This is a genomic window from Jejubacter calystegiae (genome assembly GCF_005671395.1).
Lineage (GTDB): Bacteria > Pseudomonadota > Gammaproteobacteria > Enterobacterales > Enterobacteriaceae > Jejubacter > Jejubacter calystegiae.
Genome location: NZ_CP040428.1, coordinates 4,221,541 through 4,248,149 on the forward strand (window position 1 = coordinate 4,221,541; position 26,609 = coordinate 4,248,149).

Here is a 26,609-nt window from a genome sequence, read left to right on the forward strand (position 1 = left end):
GTTTTCGGCACTTAGCTGTATCATGGTAACATTTTGTAAAACTCTGCTGGGGGACTCTTTATCTTGGATGCCGGGACCATTTTTAACCTTTTTATCGTCGGCTCGTTGCTGGTCACTTTCAGCATCCTGTTAAGCTCATTCTCTTCCCGTCTTGGGATCCCAATCCTGGTTATCTTTCTGGCCATCGGTATGCTGGCCGGGGTGGATGGCATCGGCGGCATTCCATTCGATAACTATCCGTTTGCCTATCTGATCAGTAACCTGGCGCTGGCGGTGATTCTGCTGGACGGCGGTATGCGTACCCAGGCCAGTTCGTTCCGGGTTGCGCTCGGACCGGCGCTATCGCTGGCGACGCTCGGCGTAGTGGTGACCTCGGGGCTCACCGGAATGGCTGCCGCCTGGCTGTTTAACCTGAATCTGATGGAAGGACTGCTGATTGGCGCCATCGTCGGCTCCACCGATGCCGCCGCCGTCTTTTCGCTGCTGGGAGGAAAAGGACTTAACGAGCGCGTCAGCGCCACCCTTGAAATCGAATCCGGCAGTAACGACCCCATGGCGGTGTTCCTGACCATCACCCTGATCGAGATGATTCAGCAGCATGAAAGCGGCCTGAGCTGGATGTTCTTCGCGCATCTGGCGCAGCAGTTCGGGCTGGGAATTCTGCTTGGCGGCATCGGCGGCTTTATTCTGCAGCAGGTGATTAATCGTATCTCTCTGCCCCAGGGGCTCTACCCGCTACTGGCCCTGAGCGGCGGGATTATGATTTTCGCCGTTACCACCGCCCTGAACGGCAGCGGCATTCTGGCGGTCTACCTGTGCGGCTTCCTGCTGGGTAACCGCCCGGTACGCAACCGCTTCGGTATTCTACAAACCTTCGACGGTATGGCCTGGATGGCCCAGATCGGCATGTTCCTGGTGCTGGGGCTGCTGGTGACGCCGTCGGATCTGCTGCCGATCGCGATACCGGCGCTGCTGCTTTCACTGTGGATGATCTTCTTCGCTCGTCCGCTGTCGGTGTTTCTGGGGTTGCTGCCGTTTCGCAGCTTTAACCTGCGCGAGCGGGTGTTTATCAGCTGGGTCGGACTGCGCGGCGCGGTACCCATTATTCTGGCGGTATTCCCGATGATGGCGGGGCTGGAAAATTCACGCCTGTTCTTTAACGTCGCCTTCTTTGTGGTGCTGGTGTCGCTGCTGCTTCAGGGTACCAGCCTTAGCTGGGCGGCCAGGCGCGCCAAAGTGGTGGTGCCGCTGGTGGGCTGGCCGGTTTCGCGTATCGGTCTGGATATCCACCCGGAGAAGCCCTGGGAGCAGCTTATCTATCAGCTCAGCGCCGATAAGTGGTGCGTGGGGGCCGCCCTGCGCGATCTGCATATGCCGAAAGATACCCGTATCGCCGCGCTGTTTCGCGGTAAAAGTCTGTTGCACCCCAGCGGCAGCACCCGTCTGCGGGAAGGCGATATCCTGTGCGTGATTGGCCGCGAGCGCGATCTGCCCGCCTTGGGCAAACTGTTCAGCCACACCCCGCCAGTATCGCCGGAGCTCGACCAGCGTTTCTTTGGCGACTTTATTCTGGAGGCCAACGCCCGCTTTGGCGACGTGGCGACCATTTACGGCCTGGAGCCGGATAACGCGGAGAATAGCGAACAGACCCTGGGCGAGTGGGTGATTCAGCGCCTGGGCGGCGCCCCGGTGGTCGGCGACCAGGTGGAGTACGCCGGTCTGGTCTGGACGGTCGCGGAAAAAGAGGATAATCAGGTAATGAAAATCGGGGTCCGGGTGACCCAGGAAGAGGCGGAATAACCGCCGCCTCCCCTATTGTTACGCTGTCACAACTGGCACGCGCGGCGCCAGCGCGCACATCAGCTCATAGCCGATGGTTCCGCTGGCAGCCGCCACATCATCGATACGAATCTGCTCGCCCCACAGCTCTACCGGCGTACCGATTCCCGCCTGGGGACAGGGGGTTAGATCCACCGCCAGCATATCCATAGAAACCGTGCCCACCAGCCCGGTGCGCACGCCGCCTACCAGCACCGGCGTACCGTCCGGAGCTACCCGCGGATAGCCGTCTGCGTAGCCGCAGGCCACAATACCAATACGCTGTTCGCCGGACGCGCAATAGCGACTGCCATAGCCCACCCGCTCCCCCGCCTTAAGCGTCTGCACGCCGATAATTTCGCTACTGAGGGTCATGGCGGGTCGCAGCCCGGCGCTGGCGATATCGCACCAGCGACCGCTCGGCGAAGCACCGTATAGCACAATACCCGGCCGCACCCAGTCGTAGTGGGTCTGGGGGTGCCACAGCGTCGCCGCCGAGTTGGCCAGCGAGCGCGGCGCCTCCAGCCCTTCCGCCGCCTGGCTGATACGCGCCATCGGCGCATCCACGCCGTCGGGCCGGTCGGCATCGGCGAAGTGAGCCATCAGGGTCATCTCACCCACATTTTTCAGTTCGCGTAGCTGGCGCCAGACCCGATGTACCTGCTCCGGCACAAACCCCAGCCGGTTCATACCGCTGTTAATCTTAAGGTAAACATCCAGCGGCGCGCTGAGTCGGGCATCGGCCAGCGCCTTAATCTGCCAGCGACTGTGCAGGCTGGTGGTCAGGCGATAGCGATCGAACAACGCCAACTCCTGAGCATCGAAAAAGCCTTCCAGCATCAGAATCGGCCCCTTCCAGCCCCGCTCGCGTAGCTGTATAGCATCTTCCAGATTCAGCATCGCGAAGCCGTCGGCACCGCTCAACGCCGACCAGACCCGTGATAAACCATGGCCGTATGCGTCGGCTTTCACCACCGCCCACACCCGGGAGTGCGGCGCGGCATAGCGCACCTGACTCAAATTGTGGCGCAGGGCGGCCAGATGAATACTGGCCTGAACAGGACGCGTCATAGAAAGCCCCCTGTCAGTGTGCGCCGTGCAGACGCGGCGAATGGCCGGGAGTAAAGCCCGGCAGATAGCGCGCTACCGACAGATCCTCACTGGGGATCGCCGGTGTACGCCCGGAGATAATATCGCTCAGCATCTGGCCAGAGCCGCAGGCCATAGTCCAGCCCAGAGTGCCGTGACCGGTATTCAGCCAAAGGTTTTTCCAGGGAGTACGGCCCACCACCGGCGTACCGTCCGGCGTCATGGGACGAAGACCGGTCCAGAAGGTGGCCTGCTCGATATGGCCGCCGCGCGGGTAGAGATCGCGCACCACCATTTCCAGCGTGGCGCGACGCGCAGCTGGTAGTCCGGTATTAAAACCGACGATCTCCGCCATGCCACCCACCCGAATACGCTGGTCGAAGCGGGTAATGGCGACCTTGTAAGTTTCATCGAGAATGGTCGATACCGGCGCCCCGCTCTCATCGGCAATGGGAATGGTCAGCGAATAGCCCTTCAGGGGGTAAACCGGAATATCGATGATGTCCTTAAGCATCGCCGTAGAGTACGAGCCAAAGGCCATCACGTAGCCATCCGCCTTAAGTACTTCGTTACCACATTTGACACCGGCAATCTGTTGCCCTTCGGTCAGTAGCTGGTCCACCGGCAGGTTATAGCGAAATTCGACGCCCGCCTCTTCCGCCATGCGGGCAAGTCCACGGGTAAACAGCTGACAGTCGCCGGTTTCATCATTCGGCAGTCGCAAACCGCCAGCCAGCTTGTGGGCGACGGAGGCCAGCGCCGGTTCGGCCCGGGCCAGTTGTCCGGCTTCCAGCAGTTCATAAGGCACCCCGGCCTCTTCCAGAACGGCGATATCGCGCGCCGCATTTTCGTACTGCTGAGGGCTGCGGAACAGTTGCATCAGCCCTTTCTGGCGCCCTTCATAAGCGATACCGGTGCTGGCGCGCAGCGCCTTCAGGCAGTCGCGGCTGTATTCGGCCAGCCGCACCATGCGCTCTTTATTTTCCGCATAGTGGCGGGCGTCGCAGTTGCGCAGCATCTGCCACATCCACTTGAGCTGGAAAGAGGTGCCGTCCGGGCGGATAGCCAGCGGCGCATGGCGCTGAAACATCCACTTAACCGCCTTTAGCGGAATACCCGGCGCCGCCCAAGGCGCCGCATAGCCCGGGGAGATCTGCCCGGCGTTACCGGCGCTGGTCTCCTCTGCCGGTCCGGATTCCCGGTCAATGACCGTGACTTCGTGTCCCGCCTGGCGTAAATACCAGGCGCTGGCGACGCCCACAACCCCACTTCCCAGCACAATGACTCGCATAGCCTGCTCCATTCTGAGTAAAAGAATAATATTCTGGCTACAAATTGATAACCCAGATGAAAATGTTATTCAACATAGGGCTTTATTATGGTGACATAATTCACAATGTGGCTGGCGTAGCGGTAAATCGCGAATTCAGAATCTCGTGCTCCTGCAACATCTTTGTCAGTAAAAAATACTGGATAATAAAAAAAATTCAGCACAAAAATTAAAATAACCGCCCATGAAAAAAATTCCGCTCACCGCCCGAAACGCTGCCCCTGTTCTATGCTTGATTTTGAGGCTTTCCATTCAGATGAGAGCCGTTAACAATGAGGGGGCGCTGATGGCGACTGTTGCAGATTCCACGAGCAAGGACACCAAACATCTAAGCGACGGCCCCGACTGGACGTTCGGGCTGCTGGAGGATTACCTGGCCGAGATCGACCGGGTAGCCAAATACTACCGGCTGGAAACCTACCCTCATCAGATTGAGGTCATCACCTCTGAGCAGATGATGGATGCTTACTCCAGCATCGGAATGCCGATCAACTATACCCACTGGTCATTCGGCAAAAAATTCATCGAAACCGAGCAGCGTTATAAACACGGCCAGCAGGGGCTGGCTTATGAAATCGTCATTAACTCCGACCCCTGTATCGCCTACCTGATGGAGGAGAACACCATTACCATGCAGGCGCTGGTGATGGCCCACGCCTGCTACGGGCACAACTCCTTCTTTAAAAACAACTACCTGTTCCGCAGCTGGACCGATGCCAGTTCGATTGTCGACTACCTTATCTTTGCCCGTAACTATATTCGCGAGTGCGAAGAACGCTACGGTGTGGATGAGGTGGAAAAGCTGCTGGACTCCTGTCATGCCCTGATGAACTACGGGGTGGACCGCTATAAGCGCCCGTCTAAGATCTCCCTGCAGGAGGAGAAAGCGCGTCAGAAGAGCCGTGAGGAGTACCTGCAAAGCCAGGTCAATATGCTGTGGCGCACCCTGCCGCGTCACGAAGAAGAGAAAACCGTCGAGGCCAGCCATCGCTTTCCGTCGGAGCCCCAGGAGAACCTGCTGTACTTTATGGAGAAGAACGCGCCGCTGCTGGAGCCCTGGCAGCGTGAGATCCTGCGCATTGTGCGTAAGGTCAGCCAGTATTTTTATCCGCAAAAGCAGACTCAGGTGATGAACGAAGGCTGGGCCACTTTCTGGCATTACAGCATCCTCAACCACCTGTACGACGAGGGCAAGGTTAGCGACCGCTTTATGCTGGAATTTCTGCATAACCACACCAACGTGGTCTATCAGCTGCCCTATAACAGCCCCTGGTACAGCGGCATTAACCCCTACGCGCTGGGTTTCGCCATGTTCCAGGACATCAAGCGCATCTGTCAGTCCCCCACCGAGGAGGACAGCTACTGGTTCCCGGAAATGGCCGGTAAGGACTGGCTGGATACCCTGCACTTCGCCATGCGCGATTTTAAGGACGAGAGCTTTATCAGCCAGTTCCTGTCGCCGAAGCTGATGCGGGATTTCCGGCTGTTTGCGGTAGAAGATGACGATCGCAAAAACTATCTGGAGATTTCGGCGATCCACAACGAAGAGGGTTACCAGGAGCTGCGTTCACGCCTTTCCAGCCAGTACAACCTGAGCAATCTGGAACCCAACATTCAGGTCTGGAATGTCGACCTGCGCGGCGACCGTTCGCTGACGCTGCGTTATATCCCGCATAATCGGGTGCCGCTGGATAAAGGACGCCGCGAGGTGCTGAAGCATGTGCACCGGCTGTGGGGTTTTGATGTGCTGCTGGAGCAGCAGAACGACGACGGCAGCGTCGAACTGCTGGAACGCTGCCCGCCACGGGTCAACAATACTCTGTAGCGAAAAAAATGCCGGTTAGCGTAACTGCTTACCGGCATTTTTTATTCTGGTGGCGGGCGGAATTAGTGGCCGTGCATCGCCAGGTCACCCGGCAGATTCTTCTGCATCCGGTGCCAGATATCCCCACTTTCACGACCGTAGGTTCGCACCACGTCATACACCTGATCGTGAAGCGATTCGCGACACAGCGTCGACAGTTTATGGTAGAAGCCCAGTGCCAGAGCACGCGCTTCCGGGCTGGAAAAGTAGTGCCGCCCGATACGGGTGTACAGCCCTTTCATGCCGTTCAGAATCAGGCCGTAGATCGGATTCCCGGAGGCGAATGCCAGCCCGCGGAAAATACCGTAATCCAGTTCGGCGAAGGCATCAGCATGATCTTCCACCGACTGAGCGCTGGCCAGCACCTGCTGTGATTCATCAGGATGATTACGCAGCGCGGTACGAATAAAGATGGTGGCGATGTTGGTTCTGACCGACAACAGATTATCGATGAGCTGGGGAACGCTTTCGTGGTCGAGACGCGCCAGGGTTTCAAGGATATTCAGACCAGACGTTTCCCAGAAGTTATTTACCCGGGTCGGTTTGCCGTGCTGAATGGTTAACCAGCCGTCGCGCGCCAGACGTTGAAGTACTTCGCGCAGGGTGGTTCGGGTAACGCCAATCAATTCAGATAGCTCACGCTCGGCAGGCAGAATGGATCCCGGCGGAAAGCGATTTTTCCAGATGCTCTCAATAATATATTCTTCCGCGAAACCCGCTGGGCTCTGCGCCTTTATCACCATAGTGAAATTTCCATTAACCTGGCTTAATCATGGGGACTCATCATACCAGATGCACAGCCAGGCAGATAGCACGCACGGATAACAAATTAGCGTGTCCCCGCTCACTTTTTAGACATTTCAGTCTTATCCAGGTGACAATCCTGCAGGAGCGCGCCTTGTCAGCTCCAGGTTCGGGGAGTAGGCTGGATAATTCCTCTCGTGTCATTCAGAACAAAATAACGGAAGATCTCAATCCATGAAGGAAATATCCACTGGCCGCGCTCTTTATCGCAACTTCCTGGGACAGTCTCCGGACTGGTATAAGCTGGCGATACTCTGTTTTCTGGTGATCAATCCACTGGTGTTCTTCTTTGTCAGCCCCTTTGCGGCAGGCTGGCTGCTGGTGGCAGAGTTCATCTTTACCCTGGCCATGGCGCTGAAGTGCTATCCGCTGCTGCCCGGCGGCCTGCTGGCTATTGAAGCTGTCGCCTTCGGCATGACCAGCGCCCAGCACGTGCGCGACGAGGTCGCCAATAACCTTGAAGTGATTCTACTGCTGATCTTTATGGTCGCCGGCATCTGGTTTATGAAGCAGCTCCTGCTGCTGATTTTTACCCGATTGCTGCTGGGCATTCGCTCCAAGATGCTGCTCTCCCTCTCTTTTTGTCTGGCTGCCGCCTTTCTTTCTGCTTTTCTGGACGCTCTGACGGTGGTCGCGGTGATTATCAGCGTCGCCGTCGGTTTTTACGGTATTTACCACCGGGTGGCTTCCAGTCGTGACGATGACGGCGATCTGTCAAACGATAACGACATCTTCCAGGATCATAAGGCCACGCTGGAGCAGTTCCGCAGTTTTCTGCGCAGTCTGATGATGCACGCCGCCGTGGGTACTGCGCTGGGCGGCGTCATGACCATGGTCGGCGAACCGCAGAACCTGATTATCGCCCGAGCAGCCAACTGGCACTTTGGCGACTTCCTGCTGCGCATGGCGCCGGTTACCGTGCCGGTACTGTTCTGCGGTCTGATAACCTGTATGCTGCTGGAGCGCCTGAAGGTGCTGGGCTATGGCGAACCGTTACCGGAAAGCGTTCGGGCCGTACTGAAAGAGTTCGCTCAGAAAGAGGCCCGCCAGCGTAACCGCCAGGAGCAGGTACGGCTGGTGATTCAGGGGCTGATCGGCATCTGGCTGATTACCGCACTGGCGCTGCATATGGCCGAGGTGGGACTGATTGGCCTGTCGGTGATTATCCTGGCCACTTCGCTGTGCGGCGTCACCGACGAGCATACTATCGGGCGCGCCTTTACCGAGGCCCTGCCCTTTACCGCGCTGCTGACGGTCTTCTTTGCCATCGTCGCCGTCATTATCGACCAGCAGCTATTCCAGCCGATTATCGAATTCGTGCTCCAGGCATCGCCCCACACTCAGCTGTCGCTGTTCTACGTCTTCAATGGCCTGCTGTCATCTATCTCTGACAATGTGTTTGTCGGTACCGTCTACATTAACGAAGCGCGAAGCGCCATGCTTAACGGCGCTATCGATCCGCAGCAGTATGAATTGCTGGCAGTGGCGATTAACACCGGTACCAACCTGCCGTCGGTGGCGACGCCCAACGGTCAGGCGGCATTCCTGTTTATGCTCACCTCGGCCCTGGCGCCACTAATCCGCCTCTCTTACGGCCGCATGGTGTTGATGGCGCTGCCCTACACCCTGGTGCTAACCCTGGTGGGGCTTCTCGGCGTGGCGTTTTTCCTGACGCCCGCAACAGACTGGATGCTGGCCCATGGCTGGATTAGCACTCCACCGCTCAAGCCATAACAACCGATGGCGGGCACGACCCGCCGCCAGTACCCCATATACGGAAGTGTATAATTTTTTGTCCGCCTGATGGCGCGGGCGGCGAATTGGTTTACACTGCGCGAACGAATTTAGCAGGGAATGTTATTTATGTTGCAATATCTCAACCAATGCTCACGCGGTCGGGGCGCATGGCTGCTGATGGCCCTGACGGCCTTTGCGCTGGAGCTGGTCGCGCTCTGGTTCCAGCATGTTATGAAGCTGCAACCCTGCGTGCTTTGTATCTACGAGCGCTGTGCGCTATTTGGCGTGATGGGCGCCGGTCTGCTGGGCGCCATCGCCCCGAAAACCCCACTGCGCTTTGTGGCGCTGGCGGTCTGGATCTACAGCGCCTGGCGCGGTCTGGAGCTGGCCTGGCAGCACACTATGATGCAGTTGCACCCTTCGCCTTTCCAGGTGTGTGATTTCGCCGCCCGATTCCCCACATGGCTGCCGCTGGATAAATGGTTGCCGCAGGTTTTCGTCGCTACCGGCGACTGTTCGGTACGTCAGTGGGAATTTCTGTCGCTGGAAATGCCGCAGTGGCTGGTAGGCATCTTTGCCGCTTACCTGATAGTGGCGCTGGTGGTGGTAATTGCCCAGTTTGTGAAGCCGAAGCGGCGCGGTATTTTCAAGCATTAATCCCATAAAAAAACCTCCAGTCGGAGGTTTTTTTTCATCTCAGCGAATTACTGAGGAATGCGCAGCGTCTGGCCCGGATAGATTTTATTCGGGTCGCTCAGCATCGGCTTATTGGCTTCGAAGATCTTGTTGTACTGGTTGGCATCGCCATAAACTTCTTTCGCGATAGCGCTCAGGGTATCCCCTTTCTTCACCGTGTAAGACTTGCTGGCCGCCGCGCTGTCGCCCGCCGCCACGGTCACCTGATCTTCCACGTCGCCCACGCCTTCGACGTTACCCGCAGCCACCAGAATCTTCTCTTTCTGCTCCTGACTCAGGCCGTCGCCTTTGACGATAACCTTATCGCCTTTTACTTCGACTTCCACTTTGTCAGCACCGGCCAGACCCGTTTTTTCCAGATGCTTTTTGATAAGGTCGCCGCGCTGGTCGTCCTGACCGGTCACCGCATCCCAAAGCTTTTCACCCGCTTCTTTTACAAAATTAAACAGTCCCATTTTTGTACTCCTGTTATTTGCCGGGCACATGCCCATCCTCGTGCTAAGAAGTCTGGCAAAAAATGGCGAAAAGTAAAGGAGGAAATAAGATTTATCGCGCAAAATCATTACGTTAATAAGGAAAATGCGCAACAGAATGAATATTTCCGTATAAATACAAAGCGATTGATAAATACTCGCAAGGCGGGGCTATAGATTGCAGGGAGACAGGCGCTTAATGCTTATTTAACAGCCGACGCAATCCGGCTGTTTCATTTCAGCGTCGACTTTCCCACTGAGGATGGTTGAGAATATGCTCTTCCCAGTCGCGAACCTCGGATTCCGGTACTGCAATATGGCGCACCGAGATACGCTGGGCATGCATCGCCGCCTTAGAGCCGCTGCGCAAAGGGTGCCAGACCGGCAGCCCCTTGCCTTCCGCCAGCAACCGATAGGCGCAGGTGGGCGGCAGCCATTCGAAGGTCGGCAGGTTTTCCCGGGTCAGCTTGATGCAGTCCGATTCATATTCAAAGCGCCGCTCATAGTTGCGGCACTGGCAGGTTTTAATATTGAGCTGCCGACAGGCCACATTGGTAAAATAGATCTCGTCGGTCACTTCATCCTGCAGTTTGTGCAGGCAGCACTGCCCGCAGCCATCGCAGAGGGACTCCCACTCCTCATCGCTCATTTGTTCCAGCGTTTTACGCTGCCAGAAAGGCGTTTCGGTCATTGGCGTGGTCCTGGTCGTCGGAAAATAAGCTGCACGTTATAAAGGGCATGGCGGCCGCCGTCAAGCAAACCGCTATTTCTCCATTATAGTCCTTTACCCCAGCAGCCCCTTAGCCCGGGCCAGCAGGAAGGCGGTCACCGAGGTGGCATCGCTGACCTTTCCCTCCAGGATCAGCGCCATAAAGTCGCCGATCTTTATTTTACCGGCAGTCAGCCCCAGCTCTTCGGCATCCAGTTGCTGGCTGTCGTGGCTCAGATCGCTTGCCAGATAAATATGGTATCCCTGACTGGAATACCCCTGCGCCAGCTTCTGATATCCCACCCAGGTCATACTGTTGGCCTGGAGCCCGGTCTCCTCGCGCAGCTCGCCTGCCGCTAGCGCCAGCGGATCGGCATCGGGCGCCGTTTCCCAGGTTCCCTGAGGCAGTTCAAGAGTACGTTGTCCCAACGGATAGCGATACTGCTCCACCACATAGATAAATTCCCCTTCTACCGGCAGGATCACCACAAAGTCCGGTTTGACCACCACCGAATAGAGCCCTTCGTTGCCATCGGCCCTGCGAATGCGATCCTCTTTAAGGGTCATCCATTTATTGCGGTAGACCTCGGTCGACGAAAGCGTCTGTATCTCTGTTTCTGCCACTCTTCCCCCTCGTCGTTACAGCACCCGGGTTGTCAGTTCGCGATGGTCAAAACCAATCGCCAGTTCATCGCCGCTGTGCAGTGCTCCAACGCCTTCAGGCGTTCCCGTCAACACCACATCGCCGGCGCGCAGGGTAAAGAAGCGACTGATATAAGCAATCAGCGGCAGGATGGGATGAATCATATCGGCAGTGGTGCCCTGCTGGCGCACGTCGCCATTTACAGTCAGCGAAAGCGGCGTGTTCTGCGGATCGCCATGAAATTCCGCAGCCGGAATAAAGCCGGAGATCGGGCAGGCATTGTCGAAGCCTTTAGCTTTCTCCCACGGTCGCCCCGCCTTCTTGAGTTTGCCCTGCAGTTCGCGCAGCGTCAGATCGAGCGCCACGCCGTAACCGGCGATGGCCTGACGCACATGCTCTTCGGTGGCCTGTTTCAGCGTTGAGCCAATCAGCACCGCCAGCTCCACCTCGTGATGCACTTCCCCCATTCCCTGAGGCAGCGCCAGCGGCTGGCCCAGATCGCAGAGCGAAGTTTCTGGTTTAATAAACAGCACGGGCTCTTCTGGCGTTACGCTGCCCATCTCGCGAATATGCATGGCGTAATTGCTGCCGACGCAGACGACCTTACTGACCGGGTAATCCAGCAGCGCCCCCTGCCAGTTGTGATGTCGGTACATGATGCTCCCCTTCAGATTGTAGTGTTGTCAGGTTATCCGCCCACTATCCACGGCGGGCGGGCAAACTGTCAATCATTGGGGTAGCGATATAAGAAAGGCGCCGGAAAACGGCGCCTGTGGCTGAAAACAAATCCCCGGGAAATATCCGGATCCGGCGAAATATTATTTCTCCCGCTGAGTTTCCAGATGAATCTTAAGTAAACTTTCCGGCGGAGGAGGCAGTTGTAAATAATAGCCCTGCTCGCTGAGTGCCTGTTTTACTTTTTCTATTTCGGCATTAGCTAATTTTTTCGTGCCGTCCAGCGGCAATAGCATGGCAAACGCCGGGACGCCAAATCCCTGCATCAGATCCTGCGGTACGCGTGAAAAATCGTCTTTTTTTTCGACATAAAGATAGGTCTGATCGCGTTTTGAACTTCGATAGATCGCACAAAGCATAATTTTACTCTGATTTCACCGGTTGGTTACTTGCCTGAATATAACGCTGACTATAACATGCCTGCTGTACATCGGAATATCGTCCCGCGAACGTGGACTCTAAAAACTGAATTGAGTAAGGCCAGGATGTCAAACACACCCATCGAGCTAAAAGGCAGCAGTTTCACTCTCTCTGTGGTTCATTTGCATGACGCTCAGCCCGGTGTGATCCGCGAGGCGTTGCGGGAGAAAGTCGCCCAGGCCCCCGCGTTTCTGAAACACGCCCCCATCGTGCTCAATGTCACCGGTCTCACTGGCGATGCCGAATGGGAGCCCATCCAGCAGGCGGTTGTGGAAAGCGGTTTACGCGTGGTTGGCGTAAGCGGCTGCAAGGATCCTCTCCTGCGCGAGCGCATCGAACGCGCGGGCCTGCCGCTGATGAGCGAGGGTAAAGAGAAGCCGCGTGCGGTCGAGCCTCCGCCCTCCCCACCGCAGCCAGTTGCAACATCCGTCACAAAAACGCGCATTATCGATACGCCGGTACGTTCCGGTCAGCGCATTTATGCGCCAAACTGTGATTTGGTGGTAACCAGCCACGTCAGCGCGGGCGCCGAGCTTATCGCCGACGGCAATATCCATATTTATGGGACCATGCGTGGTCGTGCGCTGGCAGGCGCCAGCGGCTGCCGCGATGCGCAGATATTCAGCATCAGCCTGACGGCAGAGCTGGTGTCTATTGCCGGAGTCTACTGGCTTAGTGAGCAGATTCCGGCCGATTTTTCAGGTAAGGCGGCCCGGCTACAGCTGATAGGCGGCGCTCTTACCGTACAACCTTTTAATTGATAAGCCCTTTTAACAAGGAATTTCTTATGGCACGCATTATTGTAGTTACATCAGGTAAAGGGGGCGTTGGAAAAACCACCTCCAGCGCGGCCATCGCTACAGGTCTGGCACAGAAGGGAAAGAAAACTGTCGTTATTGACTTCGATATCGGCCTGCGTAACCTCGACCTGATCATGGGGTGTGAACGCCGTGTCGTATACGATTTCGTTAACGTTATCCAGGGCGATGCCACGCTTAATCAGGCGCTAATCAAAGATAAGCGTACCGAACACCTTCATATTCTCCCGGCGTCGCAGACGCGCGATAAAGACGCACTGACCCGCGAAGGCGTGGAAAAAGTGCTCGATGAACTGAAAAAGATGGAATTCGATTTCATCGTCTGCGACTCCCCTGCCGGTATCGAGACTGGCGCGCTGATGGCGCTCTACTTTGCGGATGAAGCCATCATCACCACTAACCCGGAAGTCTCCTCCGTGCGCGACTCTGACCGCATCCTGGGGATTCTGTCGTCCAAATCACGCCGCGCCGAAAACGGCGAAGAGCCGATTAAAGAGCATCTGATGCTGACCCGCTACAACCCTGGTCGCGTCACCCGGGGCGATATGCTGAGCATGGAAGACGTGCTGGAAATTCTGCGCATTCCGCTGCTGGGCGTGATTCCGGAAGATCAGTCAGTGCTGCGCTCCTCTAACCAGGGGGAGCCGGTGATCCTGGACGCAACGGCCGATGCGGGCAAAGCCTATGCCGATGCCGTGGATCGTCTGCTGGGAGAAGAACGTCCTTTCCGCTTCATTGAAGAAGAGAAGAAAGGTTTCCTGAAACGCCTGTTCGGAGGATAAGTCATGGCATTACTTGACTTTTTTCTGTCCCGAAAAAAGAACACCGCCAACATCGCCAAAGAACGTTTACAGATTATCGTTGCAGAACGCCGTCGTGGCGATACCGAACCTCACTACCTGCCGCAGCTTAAGCGGGACATTCTGGAAGTGATTTGCAAGTACGTAAAGATCGATCCGGAAATGGTTTCAGTACAGCTGGATCAAAAGGGTGAAGATATTTCCATTCTGGAGCTCAATGTGACGCTTCCGGAAATGGAAGAGTCGAAGTCCTGACGTCAAAATATCTCCTTCGGCCTCAGGCTACGGGAGATATTTTATTCAGCCCTGCGGCAGCGCCGTCAGGGCTGATTTTCGTGGCTTAACGATTCGCGAGCAGCGCTTGTAGCTGGTCGCCGAACAGCCGTCCACGCCAGCCGCTGGCCAGTTCCGGTGCCAGAGTGGCCGGTTTCAGCTGCCAGTGGGCGTTCAGCAGTTGGTTAATCTGGCGACGCGATGCCAGCAGCTCAGGGCTCAGACCATGATTTTCCGCCACCTTCTGCACCAGCGCTTTAATCTCTTTGAAGATGCCGCGATAGCCCGGCATATCGACAAGATTCGCCAGCGGTGCCGGTAGCGCCGCTTCGGGCAGCGCTTTCGCCTCTTCCACCAGCCGGATCAGGGTTTTACCGTGAAAGCGGATTTCGCTGCCGGAAAGCCCCAGGCTGTCCAGCTCGCCCAGAGTTCCCGGCATATGGCGCGCCACCTGCCACAGATGCTCTTCACGCACCACGAAATTGACCGCCATATCCCGCTCCCGGGCCTTGCGCAGGCGCCATGAGGCCAGCAGTCGCAGGCAGCCCAGCTGGCGGGTACGCAGTTGCCAGGCGTTACCGATATCGCGCCAGGCCTCATCGGGATCCAGCTGTTCACGGCGCCGGGTCGCCATCAGGCGACATTCGTCTTCCACCGCCGCCAGCCAGCCGGTCTGGTCGATCTCGTCCATCAGGCGACGGGCGATGGGCAACAGGTACCAGACGTCCGCCGCCGCATAGTCGAGCTGACGCTCCGTCAGGGGGCGCGCCAGCCAGTCGGTACGCGATTCGCTTTTATCCAGCACCACACCGCTGTACTTCTCGACCATGGTCGCAAAACCGCAGGAGAGTGGATGGCCCAAAAACGCCGCCAGCACCTGGGTGTCGATCATCGGCGTCGGCATCATATCGAACGCGTGCCAGAACACCTCCAGATCTTCGCTTCCCGCGTGCAGAAACTTGGTGACCTTTTCATCCTGCAACAGCGCCTTCATTGGCGCCCAGTCAGTAATGGTCAGGGGATCGATAAGCGATGTCTGTTCGCCATCGAACAGCTGAATCAGCCCCAGGCGGGGCCAGTAGGTGCGGGTACGGACAAATTCAGTATCCAGCGCCACCATAGGAACAAGGCGCGCCTGCTGGCACACATCCGCCAGTTGCGCGTCCTGGGTAATCATCTGGTAATTCAAATTGTGTTCTCTTTCGGTTTGCGGCCAAAAAAAACGCCGGCTGACCGGCGTTCGGGCGACTGACCTGTGAATCTAGTCGCTATTGTTACTTGTATTACGCTCTGCGTCACGCAGTTCGCGTCGTAAAATTTTTCCGACGTTGGATTTCGGCAGGTCTTCGCGGAATTCAACCTGTTTCGGCACCTTGTAACCGGTAAGATTACGGCGGCAAAACGCGATCAGGGACTCTTCGGTCAGAGTATTGCTCTTACGCACCACAAACAACTTCACCGCCTCGCCGCTGGTTTCTGAAGGCACCCCCACGGCAGCCACTTCCTGCACCGCTTCGTGCTGCATCACCACATCTTCTATCTCGTTGGGATAGACGTTAAAACCCGAAACCAGAATCATATCCTTTTTGCGATCGACGATGCGCAGGAAGCCCTGTTCATCCATCACCGCGATATCGCCGCTGTGCAGCCAGCCATCGCGCAGGATCTCTTCCGTGGCCTGAGGCTGACCCCAATAGCCGGTCATCACCTGAGGGCCGCGAATGCACAGCTCGCCCGGTTCGCCCGGCGCGACCTCGTTGTCCTCTTCGTCAACCAGCTTGACCTCGGTGGAGGGAATAGGCAGGCCGATACTACCGCTGTGATACGTAATATCATGCGGATTGACGCTCACCAGCGGCGAGCACTCCGTCAGACCGTAGCCTTCCAGCAGATAACGTCCGGTAAGCTTTTCCCAGCGCTCCGCCACCACGTGCTGTACCGACATGCCGCCTCCGGCGGAAAGATGCAGATTCGAGAAGTCCAGCTTACAGAATTCGCTGTTATTCAGCAGCGCGTTAAACAGCGTATTCACCCCGGTAATGGCGGTAAAGCGGAACTTCGCCAGCTCTTTCACCATGCCGGGAATATCGCGCGGATTAGTGATCAGCAGGTTCTGGCCACCCAGATCGATAAACAGCAGGCAGTTCATGGTCAGGGCGAAGATATGGTAGAGCGGCAGCGCGGTCACCACTCGTTCGGTGTTGCTCATCAGCAGCGAACCGTAGGTCGCCTTTACCTGTTCCAGGTTAGCCAGCATATTGCGGTGGCTCAGCATCGCCCCCTTCGCCACGCCGGTGGTACCGCCGGTATACTGCAGAAAGGCTAAATCATCGCCGTTCAGTTCCGGCTTGACGTACTGCATGCGATAACCGCGCTGAAGCGCGCTACGAAAGGAGATGGCGTCCGGCAGATGATATTTGGGCACCAGCCGTTTCACGTACTTCACCACGAAGTTGACCAGGGTGCCTTTGGCCGTGGAAAGCTGATCGCCCATGCGGGTCAGAATGACGTGACGTACCGGCGTGCGCGCCACCACCTTTTCCAGGGTGTGGGCAAAGTTCGATACAATTACAATGGCGCTGGCGCCGCTATCGTTAAGCTGGTGTTCCAGCTCGCGCGGCGTATAAAGAGGGTTCACATTGACGACCACCATACCGGCGCGCAAAATACCGAACAGCGCCACCGGATACTGCAGCAGGTTGGGCATCATCAACGCCACCCGGTCCCCTTTTTTCAGCCCCAGTCCCTGTTGAAGCCAGGCTGCAAAGGCGCGGCTGCGCTCTTCCAGCTTGCGGAAGGTCATGACCTCCCCCATGTTCACAAACGCGGGACGATCCGCATATTTGGTGGTGGCATGTTCAAACAGCTCCACCAGCGACAGATAGCGATCGGGATTGATATCCGCCGGGACATCCGCCGGATAGCGCTTAAGCCAGACCTTGTTCAAGGATTCACCTCTGAATTTATTATTCATCGTCATCGCAACCTGGTCTCATAACGCCCCATTAACATAATATTAACTCAGCGTACCAGTTTATTTATTAGCCGGATTAAAGGTTGCGAAGCACATCACTAAATTTCTCTATCCGTCCTGGATATAAAGAAACAGCGGCCAGGCCGCTGTTAAATATTTCTAAAAATCAAAAGATTATTCAGTCACGACGCTTTGAACCTGAGCCGGCATGGGGCTGTACCAGCCTCCCCATGGCCCATAGCGCCAGGGACCCGGCCCCCACATCCAGGGATCAATCGGCTGAGGCGGCATCACCACCTGCTGGGTCACGCGCCAGCGCTTAAAGCCGTTAACCTGTACGATCAGGTAGTTATAGGGGGTTTTGCCGATGGTTCCCTTTTCAGTGCCGGTGATGGGGCCCACCACGGTCACCAGACGATTACGGAAATCCACCGGGTCGAGGAACTGATTAACATCGGCGTAGATACGCCCGACCGAGGCGGCACCCAGCACCGGGGCGGCGCTGGCATCCAGAGGTACGGTGGCGATCTCCAGCCGGGTGCTGCCCTGCAGATTCTTCACATCCACCACCCGGCCGCCGAAGCGCGCCTCCTGGCCGACGTAAAGCTGCGGGGCATTCATCACCCTGATGAGATCCTGCTGAGGCGTGGGGCTGGTGCCACGAATGGCCTCCGGTACACTAATGCAGCCGCTCAGCGTCAGCGCCAGTAATGGCGCTACGAGCCAGCGTCCTGTAGAGAATCGACCCGCCATAATAGACTCCTTTCCGCGACCGCAACGCGCGCGGTAGATAACGTTAATCTGGCAGAGTCAGCCTCTGCCAGGCAGTTTTTTCCAGGCCACTTCGTTTCGCAGATAGACTGGCTCGGCCTGCTCGACCGGCACGGTTTTCCCCTGGTCGATACACCACTGCGCCAGCGGCAGCATGTCGCGCGCTTCCGGCAGTGTCACCTCGCCATCTTTCAGCGTCAGTTGGCTATCGGCGCCCATTTCCGGCCAGGCCTGCCAGCCAGTACCGACGGTGGCCCATTCGCCATCAAGCTGCGCCATACGCTCACAGGCGGCTTCGGGCTTGAGTACCGCTTCGCTCTCTTCACCGTGCCACACCCCCTGCTCATCGCGCTGGTACTCTGCCCAGTATACCTCACCCATGCGGGCATCGATGGCCGCCAGCACCCGGGTCGCTCCGGTACGCCGCCAGGCGCCTTCCGCCATAGTCGCCAGCGTCGAGACGCCCGCCATCGGCAGCTCTGCGCCCAACGCCAGTCCCTGGGCAATGCCGATACCGATACGTACGCCGGTGAAGCTACCCGGGCCACGCCCAAAGGCCAGTGCATCCAGTTCAGACAAAGAAATGCCGCCCTGGTTCAGGATATCGCGCACCATAGGCAAAATACGCTGGGTGTGTTCGCGCGGGCAAAGTTCGAAGTGGTTCAACACCTGGCCGTCTAGCCAGAGTGCGACGGAACAGGCTTCGGTGGCAGTATCAATGGCGAGGATTCGCATGGTTCAGTCAACCCCGGTGGATAAAAACGGCGCGCATCATACCACAGCCGGGCGCGAATTACTGCGCCGCGCTGTCGGTCAGGAAGGCGACTGCCCGCTTTATATCCCGGGTGCGCGGCGCCGGTGGCAAACTGTTCAGGAATACCTCACCGTAAGGGCGCATGACCAGGCGACTGTCGCAAATCACCAGCACCCCGCGATCGTCGACGTCGCGAATCAGACGCCCTACTCCCTGTTTCAGGGCGATGACCGCTTCCGGCAACTGCACGTCGTTAAAGGGATCGGCGCCGCGCAGACGGCAGTCTTCCATGCGCGCCTTTAACAACGGATCGTCCGGCGCGGTGAACGGCAGTTTATCGATAATCACCAAAGACAACGCATCGCCGCGCACGTCCACCCCTTCCCAGAAGCTGCTGGTCGCGACCAGCAGGGCGTTACCCGCTTCGATAAACTGGCTCAATAGCTGCCCCTTGCCGGTTTCGCCCTGGAGTAACACTGGCAGGGTCATGGTGGCGCGAAACTCCGCCGCCAGCTCGCGCATCATGGCGTGAGAGGTACACAGCATAAAACAGCGCCCGTTATTGGCTTCGATCATCGGGCGCAGCATCTGCGCCAGACGACGCGCCGCGCCGGGCTGGCGGGCTTCAGGAAGGCCACGCGGCACGCAGAGTAGCGCCTGGCTGGCATAGTCGAAGGGGCTCGGCAGCAGTAACGTTTGGGCATCGTCAATGCCAAGGCGGCCGGTAAAATGGCCGAGATCGTCATTCACCGACAGGGTTGCCGAAGTGAAGATCCAGCTACCGGGCTTCTGGCCAATCACCTCTTTAAACTTCTCTGCCACCGTCAGGGGGGTGAGCGCCAGAGTAAAGTGGCGCGAGTTGCACTCATACCAGTAGCTGTAACCGGGCTGATTGACCTCTTTCAGACGTTGCAGCCGGGCGCGATAAAGGGTGGCGCGCTCAAAAGCGGCGTCCAGCAGCGCCGAACGGCCAAGCGCCAGTTTCGCTACGTCGTAACAGAGCTCCAGCGCATCGTCGAGCAGCAGCAACGCCCGCTGGATGCTGGCATCCGCCAGCAATTCGCGCAGATTGCCGCGGTAGCCAGGTTCACCCAGTTGCAGGCGGAAATCCTGCGCGCTCTGAGCCAGGCGGTCGGCGCACTTCTGCAACTGGCGGGTATCTTTGAGTTCGGTCCGGTAGGCGATATTGATATCCCGGGCCAGATCCAGCAGCTGACGGCTGGACAGCGACTGACCAAAATACTGGCTGGCGATATCGGGGATCTGATGCGCTTCATCGAAGATCATCACCTCGGCTTCCGGAATCAGTTCAGCAAAGCCGCTCTCTTTCACCACCATATCGGCCAGGAACAGATGGTGATTCACCACCACCACATCGGCCTCCATGGCTTTTTTACGCGCTTTTACTACAAAACACTCTTTATAGAGCGGGCAGTCGCTACCCAGGCAGTTATCATTGGTGCTGGTCACCAACGGCCAGACCGCAGAGTCTTCCGGTACGCCCGCACAGCTGCTGACATCTCCATCGAGGGTTTCGGTCGCCCAGCTGCGCAGCTTAACCACCTCGCTCAGCACCTGAACCGGCAGATCGCCACCGGCCATCGACTGCTGCTCCAGACGTTCCAGACACAGGTAGTTGGATCGTCCCTTAAGCAACGCAATCTGGCCTTTATAGTCCAGCGCTTTTTTGACGGTGGGCAGATCGCGGCTATAGAGCTGATCCTGCAAGGCTTTGGAACCGGTGGAGATAATCACCTGCTTACCGCTGCGCAACGCAGGCAGAAGGTAACCATAGGTTTTACCGGTACCGGTCCCCGCCTCAACCACCAGTTGCTCGCCCTGTTCGATAGCCTTACTCACCGCCTGCGCCATCTGGCGCTGCGGCTCGCGCGGTTTAAAGCCGGGTATCGCTTTGGCAAGCTGCCCGTCAACTGCAAAATCGTCCGTCACGCTACCCATATCCCCATGTATAAATTGCCAGTGATTATGTCAGGGCCAGGCCGACAACACCAGCAAAGAGGTAGCGGCCTGAGCGCGAATATGGCAGGCTCAGCGTTTTCAAACCGATGTGACCTAAGGATAACAAGACCATGACCATCAAGCGCATAGACACCGACCCCCGTATGTCCGACGCGGTGATCCATAACAACACGCTTTATTACACCGGGGTACCGAGAAACCTGAGTGCCGGTGCTTATGAGCAGACGCTGGATACTCTGGCGCAGGTAGAAGAGATGTTGAACGCTCAGGGCAGTAATAAAAGCAAAGTGCTCGACGCCACCATTATTCTGGCGGATGGCGCCGATTTCGCCGAGATGAACCGCGCCTGGGATAGCTGGGTGGATCCCGAGCATACTCCGGTACGCTGCACCATTCAGGCGACGCTGATGAAAGCCGAATACCGGGTGGAAATTAAGATTATTGCGGCTGTGGACTGAGGGCGATCAGAGGAGGACTACTCCTCCTCATCCTCATCCTCAAACCGCGCAGCCACACGGCCCCCGGTGTGAGTTGCGCGGATCTCCTGCGCCACTCTGGCGATGGCTTCGCCGCTGCTGACGCCCTCAGCCATCAACGCCTGAATTCGCTCAACGGCCTGCTGCTGCTGTTCGTGAGTCAGGGAAGGAAGACCTGTAAACATATTCGACTCCTCGTTTTTAAGGTGGCTATTATCCCACGCCCTTACGACAGATGCCAGAACCCCCGGCTTGTGGCATCCTGAGCGCCTGATGTTTCTGTTTTAGAGTGACCACCGACCATGCCACAACCGCACACCCCGCCGCCACAGTGTCTGACGCTCCCCTGGTGCGAGGACGCCGCCAGCCACTATTTCGCACCGCTTAATGCCCTTCCCTGGGCCATGCTGCTGCACTCCGGCCATGCCGAACATCCGGATAACCGCTTCGATATTCTGACTGCCGCCCCCATTGCGACCCTGACCACTCACGGGGCCGAAACGGTAATTGCCCAAAGGGGGAAAGCCCCGCAGGTCAGCCATGAAGACCCGCTGGCCCTGCTGCGTGGCGTGCTGGAACAGAGTGGCCTTCAGCCTTCTCAGGAATGCTGCCTGCCCTTTCAGGGGGGCGCTCTGGGGCTGTTTGGCTACGATCTGGGTCGCCGGTTCGAAAAACTACCCAGCCAGGCTCAGGCGGATATCACTACTGCGGATATGGCGGTGGGTATCTACGACTGGGCGTTGATAGTCGATCATCATCGCCAGTACATTACGCTTATCGACCATCAGGATCCGGCGGCACGTCTGCGCTGGCTGGAGGCGCAGCGCCATACGCCAGGCCCCCCTTTCCGGCTCACCTCCCACTGGCAATCCAATATGAGCCGCGATGAGTATGGCCATAAGTTTCGTCAGATTCAGGACTGGATCCGCAGCGGCGACTGTTATCAGGTCAATCTGGCCCAGCGCTTTAGCGCCACTTATGAAGGGGACGAATGGCAGGCCTTTTGCGCGCTCAATAGCGATAACCGGGCGCCGTTCAGCGCCTTTATTCGCACCGACGAAGGCGCCATTCTCAGCCTGTCGCCGGAGCGCTTTATTCATCTGGCCGAAGGACGTATCCAGACCCGCCCCATCAAGGGCACCCTGCCCCGGCTGGCGGATCCTGACCAGGACGCCCGTCAGGCCCGACGTTTGCAGGAATCTCCCAAGGATCGGGCCGAAAATCTGATGATTGTCGATCTGCTGCGTAACGATATTGGGCGGGTCGCGGTGCCCGGCAGCGTTCGGGTGCCGGAGCTGTTCGTGGTGGAACCCTTCCCCGCGGTACACCATCTGGTCAGCACCATTACCGCCGAACTGCCCGCCAGCCTGCATGCCACCGATCTGCTGCGTGCCGCCTTTCCCGGCGGTTCCATCACCGGCGCCCCCAAAATTCGGGCCATGGAGATTATCGAAGAGCTGGAGCCCCAGCGCCGTAACGCCTGGTGCGGCAGCATTGGCTACCTGAGTTTCTGCGGGCGGATGGATACCAGTATCACCATCCGTACCCTGACCGCCACGGGCGGCAAACTCTACGTTTCAGCCGGCGGCGGTATCGTGGCCGACAGCGACGAAGAGGCGGAATATCAGGAAACTTTTGCTAAAGTTAACCGCATTCTGCGTTTGACGGGAACCACAGCATGATCCACAACGAGCTTACGATCGACGATTTTCTCTCCCGCTTTCAGATGCTGCGCCCCCGCTCACGCACGCCGACCCGCAACCTGCGCCAGGCGGCGGTACTGATCCCCATCGTACGCCGTCCGACGCCGGGGCTGCTGCTAACCCAGCGCTCCCCACGGTTGCGCAAGCACGCCGGACAGGTGGCTTTTCCCGGCGGCGCCGTGGATGCCAGCGACGCATCACTGGTCGATGCCGCCCTGCGCGAGGCCCGGGAAGAAGTTGGTATTCCTTCTCAACGGGTTGAAATCGTCGGCGTACTGCCAGCAGTGGATAGCGTCAGCGGTTTCCAGGTAACGCCAGTAGTGGGGATTATCCCGCCGGATCTGCATTATCACGCCTGCGAAGATGAAGTCGCTTCGGTGTTTGAGATGCCGCTTCAGGAGGCTCTGCGACTCGGGCGCTATCATCCGCTGGACATCAAACGTCGCGACGGCGACCGCCGGGTCTGGCTCTCCTGGTATCAGCACTACATGGTCTGGGGCATGACCGCAGGCATCATTCGTGAGCTGGCTCTACAAATTGGCATTCGCTAAGACGCTATACTTTAATTCTGAGTAACCACCCTTATTTAGAGAATTATTCCAGGCGGCAGGCAGTTGAGAATTAGAGATTTTCACGCCCGGGATTAGTTTAATTCATGCGAATAGTTTTTCCCGGCGGACCCGGGATCCCCGTACACTAGCCGCAGTTTATAGACCTTCGGAGCCGATGACGGCTCCCCTGGCCAGGAGTTTCAGCGTGATTAGCGTATTTGATATGTTCAAGGTCGGCATCGGCCCTTCCAGTTCTCACACCGTAGGCCCCATGAAGGCCGGCAAGCTGTTTGTTGATGAGCTTATCGAACAGGGGCTGCTGGATAGCGTCACCCGCATTGCGGTGGACGTTTACGGCTCCCTCGCCCTGACCGGTAAGGGTCACCATACCGATATCGCCATTATTATGGGGCTGGCGGGCAACCAGCCGAACGATGTGGATATCGACGCTATTCCCGGATTTATCCGCGATGTCGAAACCCGTGGCCGTCTGCCGCTGGCTCAGGGGCGACACGAAGTGGATTTCCCCCAGGATAACGGGATGCGCTTTCACAGCGAAAACCTGCCCCTGCATGAAAACGGTCTGCGCATTCACGCCTTTGACGGCGAGCGCGAAATCTATGCCCGTACCTGGTACTCCATCGGCGGTGGTTTTATCGTTGATGCAGAAAACTTCGGTAAGAGCGTGCTTGACGAAGTGGAGGTCCCCTGGCCCTATCATTCGGCCAAAGAGCTGCTGGCCCACTGCAAAGAGAGCGGCTACTCCCTTTCCGGTCTGGTGCTACAGAACGAACTGGCGCTGCACAGCCGTCAGGAGATCGATGACTATTTCGCCGATGTCTGGCAGACCATGCGCGCCTGTATCGATCGCGGTCTCAGCACCGAAGGCGTGCTGCCCGGGCCGCTGCGGGTACCGCGCCGTGCTGCGGCGCTGCGCCGGATGCTGGTCTCCAGCGATAAGCTGAGCCGCGACCCGATGAACGTGGTGGACTGGGTTAATATGTTCGCCCTGGCAGTGAACGAAGAGAACGCCGCCGGTGGTCGCGTGGTCACGGCGCCGACTAACGGCGCCTGCGGTATCGTGCCTGCGGTACTCTCTTACTATGACCACTTTATCGAGCCGGTCACTCCCGATATCTGGCTACGCTACTTCCTGGCCGCCGGAGCCGTCGGCATTCTCTACAAGATGAACGCCTCGATCTCTGGCGCCGAAGTGGGCTGTCAGGGGGAAGTGGGCGTGGCCTGTTCCATGGCCGCCGCCGGTCTGGCCGAGCTGCTGGGCGGTAGCCCGGAGCAGGTGTGCGTAGCCGCGGAAATCGGAATGGAGCATAACCTGGGCCTCACCTGCGATCCGGTGGCGGGCCAGGTACAGGTGCCCTGCATCGAGCGTAACGCTATCGCCTCAGTAAAAGCCATCAACGCCTCGCGCATGGCGCTGCGTCGCACCAGCGAGCCGCGAGTATCGCTGGATAAGGTTATCGAAACCATGTATGAAACCGGAAAGGATATGAACGCCAAATACCGTGAAACCTCACGCGGCGGTCTGGCGATTAAGGTTCAGTGCGACTGATATTCCGCTGAATACGATAACGCCTGTCTAATCAGCAGGCGTTTTTGTATTCTATGGATTTCAGCCATTTACAGGTTTTATCAGCCTGAACCACAGAAAGCTAAATGCCGTCCAGATACTTACAACTGACGGATAGTCTGAGCTATTTGGTTTACCTGCCTGACTGCGATAAAAAGCGCATTAACCAGTGGCACAGTCACATGGGTTGATATACCTGCCAACCAGATATGCTCTGGATTTGATGAATGGGTAAATGGAAGCTGTAGCTCAGATGATAATCGATGGGGAGGAACTAAAGATCCTGAAGCTTCCGAGAGAATAAATGAATTTTTAGTTACGATATTTGATGGATAATCATAACCCATAGCACAGATGACTGTTTCAAAGGTGCTCTCTCCTTCCTGAAGACCATTAATTATCCAGCCTGAATGTGTTTTCCACACCGCCAGATGGTTTAGTTTTTCACAACTGAACAATCCTTCGCTAGCGTAGTTTAGCAATTTTTCCGCATTCTGTAATGGCATCGCACCAATATATCGCTCCGTTTTTTTTATCTCTTTTTTAAGTAGTTCTTTATATGTAAAAGGCAAACTTAAAAACATATTGTTAATAATTTCGACCAACCCCACTATAACAAATTGCCATTCAGTTTGATTGCTGCGTGCCAATTCAGCCTCCTCCCCAAGACGCTGTATAACATCAGAAGCAAAGCTAAATTGTTTTTTTACTGGCGTTTCTGATGTATCTGCCAGCATCTGTAGAAAACACTTTCTTATATTCGGTATAAAATTATGTTCCGTAAAATTTGTAACCCGTAATTTGTATAACAGAGAGGCTGGTATTGAGCGATATACCAGTGCTGACCGAACAGCAGGAAGTTCGCCAGAAGGAGAGGTTAGTTTTACTCTGCAACCATGACGACACAGGACTAATGCCGCATCTATCGCCGAAAGCTTTGTGCCAATTATCAGGACATCACTACCTGGACGGATATGTTGTTGCATTAAATTTTCCGGATATGGTGACGAAAAGAAATGGCTGCTATTCTGGTACGGTCTGAATGCCTTCAGGATTTTTGGGTTTCCATAGCCGGTACAAACGATAACATCATTGGTAATAACTTTCCTGCCATTATCTGTATATATCTGATAGTCTCCATTACTCTGGCGCTTGATACATTTGCCTGATCCTTTTATAAAGTCAACAGTTATTCCATAGTTATGGGCTAAATTCAAATAGTCATGATATCGTTGCCTGATATATTCTCCGATCATTTTCCTGGAAATAAAACTGACTGAAGTGCAGTTTACATTTCGTTGTTTTTGTAAGTAGTGCAACAAATCATTATACTCAGGTGGCAACAGTGACATGAGTTCGACAGAGGTATTGCATAATACTTCAGGATGTTGATTTGCATAAACCTGACCAACCCCAGGTTCGTAAGCATCAATCAGCACAATCTTTTTACAAGCACGATGGCGCACCAGTGCAATAAATGCGGCTATTCCAGTTGCGCCAGCACCAATAATTGAAACATGTCTTTCGCTCATACTCCCTATCCTCAAGCTGCTGATTTCACCTTGACAGGAGTAGTATAGAACTAAAAATATTTTTCAGACAT

The 26,609-nt window shown here is 56.6% G+C and carries 25 protein-coding genes and 2 pseudogenes; 11 read left to right on the forward strand and 16 right to left on the reverse strand.

Translation table 11 applies throughout. From position 1 onward, the window contains the following. Window positions 1-105: 105 nt before the first annotated feature. Window positions 106-1,734: pseudogene (locus FEM41_RS19525) on the forward strand (potassium/proton antiporter); the annotation flags it as partial. 3 nt (window positions 1,735-1,737) lie between these two features. On the opposite strand, the pseudogene FEM41_RS25275 reads toward FEM41_RS19525, so the two are convergent. From FEM41_RS25275 to FEM41_RS19535, 3 genes and pseudogenes are all read right to left on the reverse strand, one after another. Then, window positions 1,738-1,785 (reverse strand): annotated as a pseudogene (locus FEM41_RS25275) (hypothetical protein); the annotation flags it as partial. 33 nt (window positions 1,786-1,818) lie between these two features. Beyond that, window positions 1,819-2,889 (reverse strand): catabolic alanine racemase DadX, encoded by a 1,071-nt coding sequence (gene dadX / locus FEM41_RS19530; protein ID WP_138097840.1) that lies wholly within the window; start codon window positions 2,887-2,889, stop codon window positions 1,819-1,821. 13 nt (window positions 2,890-2,902) lie between these two features. After that, complete coding sequence (locus tag FEM41_RS19535) at window positions 2,903-4,198, reverse strand: D-amino acid dehydrogenase (protein WP_138097841.1); 1,296 nt, start codon at window positions 4,196-4,198, stop codon at window positions 2,903-2,905. 325 nt (window positions 4,199-4,523) lie between these two features. On the opposite strand from FEM41_RS19535, the gene FEM41_RS19540 reads away from it, so the two are divergent. Then, window positions 4,524-6,062 carry a SpoVR family protein gene (locus FEM41_RS19540; RefSeq protein ID WP_138097842.1) on the forward strand — a complete coding sequence of 513 codons (1,539 nt, stop codon included), beginning with the start codon at window positions 4,524-4,526 and terminating at the stop codon, window positions 6,060-6,062. A gap of 62 nt (window positions 6,063-6,124) precedes the next feature. Here the strand turns inward: FEM41_RS19540 and fadR are convergent, their stop codons facing one another. After that, a complete protein-coding gene (gene fadR / locus FEM41_RS19545) occupies window positions 6,125-6,844 on the reverse strand; it encodes a fatty acid metabolism transcriptional regulator FadR (RefSeq protein ID WP_138097843.1) in 720 nt (239 codons plus the stop codon). 235 nt (window positions 6,845-7,079) lie between these two features. On the opposite strand from fadR, the gene nhaB reads away from it, so the two are divergent. Together nhaB and dsbB are read left to right on the forward strand one after the other, a co-directional pair. Then, window positions 7,080-8,639 carry a Na(+)/H(+) antiporter NhaB gene (gene nhaB / locus FEM41_RS19550; protein WP_138097844.1) on the forward strand — a complete coding sequence of 520 codons (1,560 nt, stop codon included), beginning with the start codon at window positions 7,080-7,082 and terminating at the stop codon, window positions 8,637-8,639. Window positions 8,640-8,768: 129 nt separating this feature from the next. Next, window positions 8,769-9,299 carry a disulfide bond formation protein DsbB gene (dsbB, locus tag FEM41_RS19555; protein WP_138097845.1) on the forward strand — a complete coding sequence of 177 codons (531 nt, stop codon included), beginning with the start codon at window positions 8,769-8,771 and terminating at the stop codon, window positions 9,297-9,299. A gap of 47 nt (window positions 9,300-9,346) precedes the next feature. Here the strand turns inward: dsbB and lysM are convergent, their stop codons facing one another. From lysM to FEM41_RS19580, 5 genes are all read right to left on the reverse strand, one after another. Further along, window positions 9,347-9,793: a peptidoglycan-binding protein LysM gene (gene lysM / locus FEM41_RS19560; RefSeq protein ID WP_138097846.1), complete on the reverse strand. Its 447-nt coding sequence runs from the start codon at window positions 9,791-9,793 to the stop codon at window positions 9,347-9,349. A 256-nt stretch (window positions 9,794-10,049) separates the two neighbouring features. Continuing rightward, window positions 10,050-10,502: a YcgN family cysteine cluster protein gene (locus tag FEM41_RS19565; protein WP_138097847.1), complete on the reverse strand. Its 453-nt coding sequence runs from the start codon at window positions 10,500-10,502 to the stop codon at window positions 10,050-10,052. A gap of 93 nt (window positions 10,503-10,595) precedes the next feature. Continuing rightward, window positions 10,596-11,087 carry an NUDIX hydrolase gene (locus tag FEM41_RS19570; RefSeq protein ID WP_138099267.1) on the reverse strand — a complete coding sequence of 164 codons (492 nt, stop codon included), beginning with the start codon at window positions 11,085-11,087 and terminating at the stop codon, window positions 10,596-10,598. A gap of 72 nt (window positions 11,088-11,159) precedes the next feature. Further along, window positions 11,160-11,819 carry a fumarylacetoacetate hydrolase family protein gene (locus FEM41_RS19575; RefSeq protein WP_138097848.1) on the reverse strand — a complete coding sequence of 220 codons (660 nt, stop codon included), beginning with the start codon at window positions 11,817-11,819 and terminating at the stop codon, window positions 11,160-11,162. Between the two features lie 162 nt (window positions 11,820-11,981). Beyond that, a complete protein-coding gene (locus tag FEM41_RS19580; protein WP_138097849.1) occupies window positions 11,982-12,257 on the reverse strand; it encodes a YcgL domain-containing protein in 276 nt (91 codons plus the stop codon). Window positions 12,258-12,383: 126 nt separating this feature from the next. Between FEM41_RS19580 and minC the strand changes: the two genes are divergently transcribed. The 3 genes from minC to minE are packed head-to-tail and all read left to right on the forward strand — an operon-like array spanning window position 12,384 to window position 14,191. Further along, complete coding sequence (gene minC, locus FEM41_RS19585) at window positions 12,384-13,079, forward strand: septum site-determining protein MinC (protein WP_138097850.1); 696 nt, start codon at window positions 12,384-12,386, stop codon at window positions 13,077-13,079. A 26-nt stretch (window positions 13,080-13,105) separates the two neighbouring features. After that, window positions 13,106-13,918 (forward strand): septum site-determining protein MinD, encoded by an 813-nt coding sequence (minD, locus tag FEM41_RS19590; protein ID WP_138097851.1) that lies wholly within the window; start codon window positions 13,106-13,108, stop codon window positions 13,916-13,918. 3 nt (window positions 13,919-13,921) lie between these two features. Next, the gene (gene minE, locus FEM41_RS19595; RefSeq protein WP_138097852.1) at window positions 13,922-14,191 is read left to right on the forward strand and encodes a cell division topological specificity factor MinE; all 270 of its coding nucleotides are present in this window, start codon (window positions 13,922-13,924) and stop codon (window positions 14,189-14,191) included. An 85-nt stretch (window positions 14,192-14,276) separates the two neighbouring features. Here minE and rnd read toward each other — a convergent pair whose 3' ends face one another. The 5 genes from rnd to FEM41_RS19620 all read right to left on the reverse strand — a co-directional run bounded on the left by rnd (window position 14,277) and on the right by FEM41_RS19620 (window position 20,658). Continuing rightward, entirely contained in the window at window positions 14,277-15,398 is a 1,122-nt protein-coding gene (gene rnd / locus FEM41_RS19600) for a ribonuclease D (RefSeq protein ID WP_175341738.1), read from the reverse strand. A gap of 72 nt (window positions 15,399-15,470) precedes the next feature. Further along, entirely contained in the window at window positions 15,471-17,156 is a 1,686-nt protein-coding gene (gene fadD / locus FEM41_RS19605; RefSeq protein WP_138097853.1) for a long-chain-fatty-acid--CoA ligase FadD, read from the reverse strand. Between the two features lie 201 nt (window positions 17,157-17,357). Beyond that, a complete protein-coding gene (locus tag FEM41_RS19610) occupies window positions 17,358-17,936 on the reverse strand; it encodes a Slp/YeaY family lipoprotein (protein ID WP_138097854.1) in 579 nt (192 codons plus the stop codon). A 57-nt stretch (window positions 17,937-17,993) separates the two neighbouring features. Continuing rightward, window positions 17,994-18,689, reverse strand: coding sequence for a tRNA (adenosine(37)-N6)-threonylcarbamoyltransferase complex dimerization subunit type 1 TsaB (gene tsaB, locus FEM41_RS19615; protein WP_138097855.1), 696 nt, complete (start codon window positions 18,687-18,689; stop codon window positions 17,994-17,996). Window positions 18,690-18,747: 58 nt separating this feature from the next. Then, window positions 18,748-20,658, reverse strand: a complete 1,911-nt coding sequence (locus FEM41_RS19620; protein WP_138099269.1) for a DNA repair helicase YoaA — start codon at window positions 20,656-20,658, stop codon at window positions 18,748-18,750. Window positions 20,659-20,798: 140 nt separating this feature from the next. On the opposite strand from FEM41_RS19620, the gene FEM41_RS19625 reads away from it, so the two are divergent. After that, window positions 20,799-21,146, forward strand: a complete 348-nt coding sequence (locus tag FEM41_RS19625; RefSeq protein ID WP_138097856.1) for a RidA family protein — start codon at window positions 20,799-20,801, stop codon at window positions 21,144-21,146. Window positions 21,147-21,163: 17 nt separating this feature from the next. Here FEM41_RS19625 and FEM41_RS19630 read toward each other — a convergent pair whose 3' ends face one another. Beyond that, entirely contained in the window at window positions 21,164-21,349 is a 186-nt protein-coding gene (locus tag FEM41_RS19630; protein ID WP_138097857.1) for a YoaH family protein, read from the reverse strand. A 117-nt stretch (window positions 21,350-21,466) separates the two neighbouring features. Here FEM41_RS19630 and pabB point away from each other — a divergent pair, with 117 nt between their 5' ends. From pabB to sdaA, 3 genes are all read left to right on the forward strand, one after another. Further along, a complete protein-coding gene (gene pabB, locus FEM41_RS19635; RefSeq protein WP_138097858.1) occupies window positions 21,467-22,846 on the forward strand; it encodes an aminodeoxychorismate synthase component 1 in 1,380 nt (459 codons plus the stop codon). Then, window positions 22,843-23,418, forward strand: coding sequence for a CoA pyrophosphatase (locus tag FEM41_RS19640; protein ID WP_138097859.1), 576 nt, complete (start codon window positions 22,843-22,845; stop codon window positions 23,416-23,418). Before pabB ends, FEM41_RS19640 begins: the two co-directional genes overlap by 4 nt. A 205-nt stretch (window positions 23,419-23,623) precedes the next feature. Further along, a complete protein-coding gene (sdaA, locus tag FEM41_RS19645) occupies window positions 23,624-24,988 on the forward strand; it encodes an L-serine ammonia-lyase (RefSeq protein ID WP_138097860.1) in 1,365 nt (454 codons plus the stop codon). A gap of 119 nt (window positions 24,989-25,107) precedes the next feature. Here the strand turns inward: sdaA and FEM41_RS19650 are convergent, their stop codons facing one another. Then, window positions 25,108-26,538: an FAD/NAD(P)-binding protein gene (locus tag FEM41_RS19650; RefSeq protein ID WP_138097861.1), complete on the reverse strand. Its 1,431-nt coding sequence runs from the start codon at window positions 26,536-26,538 to the stop codon at window positions 25,108-25,110. Between the last annotated feature and the right edge of the window lie 71 nt (window positions 26,539-26,609).